This window comes from Ruegeria sp. AB8 (assembly GCF_056542605.1).
Window position 1 is genome coordinate 409,897 of the sequence record NZ_JBQGAB010000001.1, and the last position, 6,540, is coordinate 416,436.

Genomic DNA, 6,540 nt, shown 5'->3' on the forward strand with positions numbered 1-6,540 from the left:
GGGCTTTCCCTTTGGCCTCAAATCAGGTCATCTGCGCCTCAACGTATAGGAGACGCCCATGGTTCGCGCCATCATGATTCAGGGAACCGGCAGCAATGTTGGCAAGTCGGTTCTGGTCGCCGGTCTGGCGCGGGCCTTTACAAAGCGCGGGCTGAAGGTTGCTCCGTTCAAGCCGCAGAACATGTCCAACAATGCGGCCGTGACCGAGAACGGTGGCGAGATCGGGCGCGCTCAGGCGTTGCAGGCCATGGCTGCGAAACGACCGACGCATACCGATATGAACCCGATCCTGCTGAAGCCGGAAACGGATACCGGGGCGCAAATTATCGTGCAGGGCAAACGCGCGGGAACGATGAAGGCTGGCGACTATCGCAAGGATAAATCCAAACTACTGGGCGCCGCGCTGCAAAGCTTTGACCGGTTATGCAGCGACGCCGATCTGGTGCTTATCGAAGGTGCGGGCAGCCCGGCTGAAACCAATCTGAGAAAGGGCGACATTGCCAACATGGGGTTTGCCTGCGCAACAGGGGTGCCGGTGGTGCTGGTCGGCGACATCCATCGCGGTGGCGTGATCGCCCAAATCGTCGGAACACAGGCCGTTCTGGAAGATCGCGATCTTGCAATGATCAAAGGGTTCGCCGTCAACCGGTTCAAGGGCGATGTTTCACTGTTCGATGAAGGGCGCGATGACATTGCCGGGCGGACCGGCTGGCCCTGTCTGGGCGTGGTTCCGTGGTTTCACGACGCCTGGAAACTGCCTGCTGAAGACATGATGGACATCCGCTCTCATGGTGGCGGGGCGTGCAAGGTAGTTGTCCCGCAACTGGAGCGCATGGCGAATTTTGACGATCTCGATCCTTTGTCGGCCGAACCCGGCGTGACGGTCGAGATTGTCCCCGCCGGGCGGGCCCTGCCCGGTGATGCCAATCTTGTGTTGCTGCCCGGCAGCAAGTCCACCATCGGCGACCTGGCCTATTTCCGGGCACAGGGTTGGGATGTGGACCTTATGGCGCATGTCCGCCGCGGCGGCCACGTTCTGGGCCTTTGCGGCGGCTATCAGATGCTGGGCAAAACCATTTCTGACCCGGACGGCGTCGATGGTCGACCGGGCAAAGTAGACGGTTTGGGCCTGTTGGACGTCGAAACTATCATGGCCGGGGACAAGCACGTCAGACTGCGCACTGCAAAGGCACTGACGGGCGGAGAAACCGTCACCGGCTACGAGATACATATGGGACGCACCGACGGGGCCGATTGTGACCATGCCTGGCTGGAGATTGACGGCCGCCCGGAAGGCGCTGCCAGTCGAAATGGCCGCATCCGGGGCAGCTATCTGCACGGCATCTTTTCGTCAGACACGTTCCGCGCCAGCTATCTGGCGCAGTTCGGTGTGAATTCAGACCTCAGCTACGATGACGGTGTGGAACAGACGCTGGATGATCTGGCGGATCATCTGGAACAGCACATGGACTTGGACCTGTTGCTGTCCCTGGCCGCACCGCCGACCCGCCAGTAACAGTTTATTCGAGGTTCTGAGCAGACAATGCGCGGTGGATCTCCCGCCGCACCAGTTTGCGCAGATTTCGCGTGATACGTTCCCCAAGAACACCCTGCAATTCCTGCCGGACCACATCGGCCACCAGTTCCCGCAATGCATCCTCGTCCAATGTGGGAACATCCAAATCGTCTAGATCATCTGCTTCAGGCTCCGCCCGTTCAGAATATGACGCCTGCGAAGATCGTACAAATGTCGCCGAGAAGCTTTCGTCTTCAGTTTCGTCAATCTGGTCGTCAAGTTGCTCGGATCCAGCCACGAACCCGCCTGCCCCATCCCAGCTCAGTGGGTTGACCTGCGTCCCCGAATAAGCGTCATCGCTGTTCCCGTCAGGCTCCCACTGGTCCTCGGTCCGGGCTATGGCGGCCTCAAGCGCCTCTATCTTTGCGCTCAGACTTCCCGCGAGATCGTCCGCGGCCCCTGCTTTGGACCCGTCTTCCAACACTGATGTATTGGCAGGCTCACGCTCACCGTTTTTGATGATGTCGCTAGCGCTCAGCACCAGAGGTTTTGCGGTGCGTTCTGTTTCGCACCCGGGAACACCTTCCGGCGCTTCCTGCTTTCTTTCAACCCTGACGGGATCATCGACCCGCAGGGAATCGGTCAGAACCAGCCGGCTTGGCTTGCGTTTGGACGCCAAATCGGGAACCTTGCGGCTTTCTTCGCTGACCAGACGTTTGACCGAGGACAGGACGTCCTCGATCCCTGCTTTTACGACATTATCCGTCATTGTTCTCTACCGCTCTATCCTTACGGATAAGTGTAGCCAAACAATTCGAACCTCACAACCGATAGTATTGCCCGTCAGTCACGACGCAACGCTTTGAGGACGCGATCCAGGTCACGGCTTTGCTTGCTGACCTGTGCCGGAGCCTTTTTGACGAGGTTATAGTACAGCGTCGGATCATAAATCTGCACGGCCAGACCAAGGCGTTCTGCGGTCAGAAGGCCCTGAGCCTGCAGCAAATCATAGGCTGCGCGGGTTCGCTCTGTGCGCGATCTGACTTCGGCGAGTTGCGCATCCAAAAGATCCTGCTGAGCGTTCAGAACATCCAATGTTGTCCGGGCCCCCAAGGTCGCTTCTTCACGGATACCATCGAAAGCAACCTGCGACGCACGAACCCGTTCGGTCGATGCTCTCAAGCTTGCGCTGGCCGCCTGAAAAGCCGCGTACTGGTTTGTTACGCCTTGCGTAATGTTCTTTTGAACATTCAGCAGATTGGCGCGCGACCCATCGCGTTGCGCCATGGCCCGACGGACGTTAGCTGCCAGTCGGCCACCGGCATAGATCGGCTGCCTGAAAGTTAGCGAGACACTGGCATCGTTGATGTAATCGCTATTGTCATAGCGTTCTGTAACACCCGCGTCAGCATCCAGGGAAACGTTCGGACCCAAGTTTGCCCGCTGTTGCTGAACGATGAGATCCAGCGCTCGCACCTGATGCTGCGCCGACAGAATCGCTGGATGGTTACGTTGCGCCAGGCTGATCGCTTCCGCTTCGGAGCGAGGCAGACTGGGCAAACTTGGCTGACCGGCTGTTCGTCCGGGAGCATTACCGACCGCATTTACATATTCAGCTTGCGCGATATCCAGATCGCCACGTGCAACGGCCAGATCGGCCTGTGAGCCAGCCAATTGAGCCTCGGACAGCGCCACGTCTGTCCGGGTGACTTCACCAACCTCGAAGCGATCATTTGATGCGCGAAGTTCCTCTGCCGAAACCTCGACGTTGTTCTGGCGAATGGCCACAGTCTCTTCCTGCAGCAACACATCCAGATAGGCACTTGCCGCCCGGCTCAGAACTCCCTGCTCGATATCAATCAGGCTCTGTCGGGTCGCCAGCACAGTTTCTTGAGCTGATTGTTTCCCCAAGATCGATGCACCGCCATCATACACGAGTTGGTTAAGCGTCAGACCCGTGAAAAATCGAGAAGGTTCGTTGGTCGTGACCACATTATTGGTCCGTGCACGGGTGTAGTCCTGGCTTACCTGGACGGCCCAGTTGATGATCGGCCGCAGCGCTGACAGCGCAATGGCGACATCTTCGTCCGCCGCACGCAACAACGCCCTGTTCTGCTCAAGCAAACCGCTTGTATTGTACGCGCCGATGAACGCATCGGTCAGATTATCGGCCCAGACCGCGCGGCCGGGTATTGCGCTCAAGGCAATGGCGGCGGTCAAGGCCGCTGCCCTGACCAGTCTACCAGTTGGCGTACCACGCATAACCAAGTCCTCTCAAATCAAAATAACACTGCTCGTTGGGCAGTTTGCGCCTTTGTTTTCAACTAATCAAGGCAGCGAAATAATCTGCTGTCGGACTATAGCGAAAATGCACTTTCGGCCGAAAATGCCTTCAGAACCGGCGCGCTGGCATTGAACGCATGGCGCCAGGTGACACGCCCGCCGGATTTATAACCGATGCGCACTGCCCCCAGCTCACCCTCCATGAACAGGCAGGCAATCCGGCCGTGATCCTTGAGTTGCGCCAGCAAGTCCTGCGGAACCTGTTCGACACCCCCCTGCACCATGATCACGTCATACGGCCCATGTTCAGCAGCCCCCTGTTCCAGAAGGCCGACATGCACGATGGCATTGTCGGCGTCAGCTTCCATCAAAAGCGTTTGCGCTTCGCCGGCCAGGCTTTCCTCTTCCTCGACAGCGACGACCAGTTGCGCCATGCGCGCTGCAACCGCAGTCGAGTAGCCAAGCGCCGGAGCGATGTCCAGCACCACCTCGTTGTTGGAAATGTTGAGCACATCCAGCATCTTGGCCAGCGTCCGCGGTTCGGTCATGTACCGCCCGTCGCCCAGATCGATCAGATCTTCGACATAAGCGGCTTCGCGCTGTGCGTGCGGCACAAAATTCTCGCGTTTGACGCTGAGCATCGCATCGATGATGGGAAACTTGGTGACATCGGAAGGCCGGACCTGAGTATCGACCATCGTTTGGCGACGTTTTGCGAAATCTGTCATTGGATCGCTCACTTGCTCTCTTGATTGTTTGGCTTGTGCCACATCCCATGCCAGCCAGCAACGGCTCATGCACTGAATCTTGCCGATGATGCCCGGTTTGCACACAATGCGGGACTGCATTTCCAAAGCCGGATGCCAAAATTGCAATCAATCCTCTGGACGCCCCAGACGAAAGCTGTTAAAACGCCTCTCACACCACGGCAAGTAATTGATTTTACTTAAAAAGGCGAGTTGGCGGAGTGGTGACGCAGCGGATTGCAAATCCGTGTACACCGGTTCGATTCCGGTACTCGCCTCCACAACATCTTGTAATACTCACCAGAATAGCACCCACCTACACAAGATATAGTCACACAATTTTCGTGCACAATTCGTACACAGTCCGCGCGCAGATTCGACTGCATTTTGAGACCTTTTGCAGTATACTGAGAAAAAACATGCAACTAGGCGAAGCAGCACGCGATGAGCTACGGCGTTTCTACTGTAAATGTGCACAAAAAACTGAAGCTGGATAAGCGCCAGGGCAGCGAAAATTGGTACGTGCGACTGACTTTGGACAACGGCAAACGTGTTGTGAAAAGCACAAAGACAGACGACTTAGAGGAAGCAAAAGAACGCGCGATTGAATTGTACCACGAGACCAAGGCGCGCATCAAAAATCACCTGCCCGCTCAAACCCGCAAATTTAAGCATGTTGCAGAATATGCGATGGCGCGAATGCAGCGCGAACTTGACGAGGGCGGCGGCAAGCAAGCTTACAAAGATTACTTCTCAGCGCTGCGCATTTGGCTCATCCCGTATTTTGGAAACACGGATGTAGCGAAGATAGATTTGGCTGCGCTGACTGCTTTTGATGCATGGCGCACTGAGACGAACAAAAAGCCGTTCTCACAAAGCGGCATCAATAATCACAATGCAGCACTGAACAGAGTTTTGGACGAGGCGGAGCTACACGGCTGGATCGTAAAATCCATGCGCCCCACCCTGCTTAACAAAGGCGCCAAGAGCGAAAGCAGAGGCAGCTTTACGGACGCAGAGTACAAGAAGATTTATACGGCGCTGCGCGGCTGGCACAAAAAGACGAAAGACAAGAAAGCTATCGCGACACGCGAAGTGCTGCGAAACTACGTGCTGTTTCTGGCCAACACTGGCGTGCGACACGGCACAGAGGCTTTGCGGCTACGTTGGCGCAACATTGAATGGCAGGAGAATGACGGCGAGCGCTATTTGGTGGTGAACGTAGACGGAAAAACGCGAAAGAGAAGCGCAGTGGCGCGAGACACTGTGGAAGGGTACTTGGACAGACAAAGTAAGCTGAACCCTGCTCTCAGCTACGACAGCTTCGCTCAGCTCATCGCAGCCAAATCCAACGAGCATGTATTCACGACGCGCTTAGGCGCAGTTGCAAACATTGCCAGCTTAAACCGCGCATTTAATGCGCTTCTGGATGACTTGGGTCTGAAAATTGGCGCTGATGGCAAATCGCGTACTCTGTACAGCTTGCGGCACTACTATGCGACGCGAGACTTTAAGCGCGGCATCAGCACACATGCACTGAGCAAACAGATGGGTAACAGCACAGCGATGTTGGACAAGCACTACAGCAAGTACAGCCCGTTGCTTAACGCTGAAATGCACAGCGGACGCGACATGCGAAAGAGCCCTAAGAAAGAGGCGACGGCAAACGGCGGCGGTGTGGTGGAAACGGCGTTCAATATGCTTGCAGCGGGCACGCTAGATGAAGCTGGGCTACTGGCGGCATTAGGCGTTGAACGGCAGAACTACGTGGTTACAGAAGAAATTGCGATGAAAGCGCTAGCGGCAAAGAATGATGACTTGATAGAGGGCGATACGCTGCTGCGGATTTTGAACGGGTAGCTTGCCTTCTGTCTGACGTCAGCACCAATGGGACAGTTTAAGTAGATTTGATAAGAGAGGGTTTCTGGCTCATCGTAACCGCCAAGGAGTGGAGATGAGAAAGAAACCCGGAACCAAGCAGAGCTACGGTGAGAA

Annotated in this window: 5 protein-coding genes and 1 tRNA gene; 3 read left to right on the forward strand and 3 right to left on the reverse strand. The window is 56.2% G+C overall.

What is annotated here, in order from left to right:
* Window positions 1-58: 58 nt before the first annotated feature.
* Window positions 59-1,516 carry a cobyric acid synthase gene (locus ACR0CG_RS02035; protein WP_480522615.1) on the forward strand — a complete coding sequence of 486 codons (1,458 nt, stop codon included), beginning with the start codon at window positions 59-61 and terminating at the stop codon, window positions 1,514-1,516.
* A gap of 4 nt (window positions 1,517-1,520) precedes the next feature.
* Here the strand turns inward: ACR0CG_RS02035 and ACR0CG_RS02040 are convergent, their stop codons facing one another.
* The 3 genes from ACR0CG_RS02040 to ACR0CG_RS02050 all read right to left on the reverse strand — a co-directional run bounded on the left by ACR0CG_RS02040 (window position 1,521) and on the right by ACR0CG_RS02050 (window position 4,527).
* Window positions 1,521-2,285: a hypothetical protein gene (locus ACR0CG_RS02040; RefSeq protein ID WP_480522617.1), complete on the reverse strand. Its 765-nt coding sequence runs from the start codon at window positions 2,283-2,285 to the stop codon at window positions 1,521-1,523.
* A 74-nt stretch (window positions 2,286-2,359) separates the two neighbouring features.
* Entirely contained in the window at window positions 2,360-3,778 is a 1,419-nt protein-coding gene (locus ACR0CG_RS02045) for a TolC family outer membrane protein (protein WP_170676266.1), read from the reverse strand.
* A gap of 95 nt (window positions 3,779-3,873) precedes the next feature.
* Window positions 3,874-4,527 (reverse strand): protein-L-isoaspartate O-methyltransferase family protein, encoded by a 654-nt coding sequence (locus tag ACR0CG_RS02050; protein WP_480522619.1) that lies wholly within the window; start codon window positions 4,525-4,527, stop codon window positions 3,874-3,876.
* Between the two features lie 225 nt (window positions 4,528-4,752).
* Here ACR0CG_RS02050 and ACR0CG_RS02055 point away from each other — a divergent pair.
* Together ACR0CG_RS02055 and ACR0CG_RS02060 are read left to right on the forward strand one after the other, a co-directional pair.
* Window positions 4,753-4,826 (forward strand) — tRNA-Cys (locus tag ACR0CG_RS02055).
* A 163-nt stretch (window positions 4,827-4,989) separates the two neighbouring features.
* Window positions 4,990-6,405, forward strand: a complete 1,416-nt coding sequence (locus tag ACR0CG_RS02060) for a tyrosine-type recombinase/integrase (RefSeq protein ID WP_480522621.1) — start codon at window positions 4,990-4,992, stop codon at window positions 6,403-6,405.
* Window positions 6,406-6,540 lie beyond the last annotated feature (135 nt).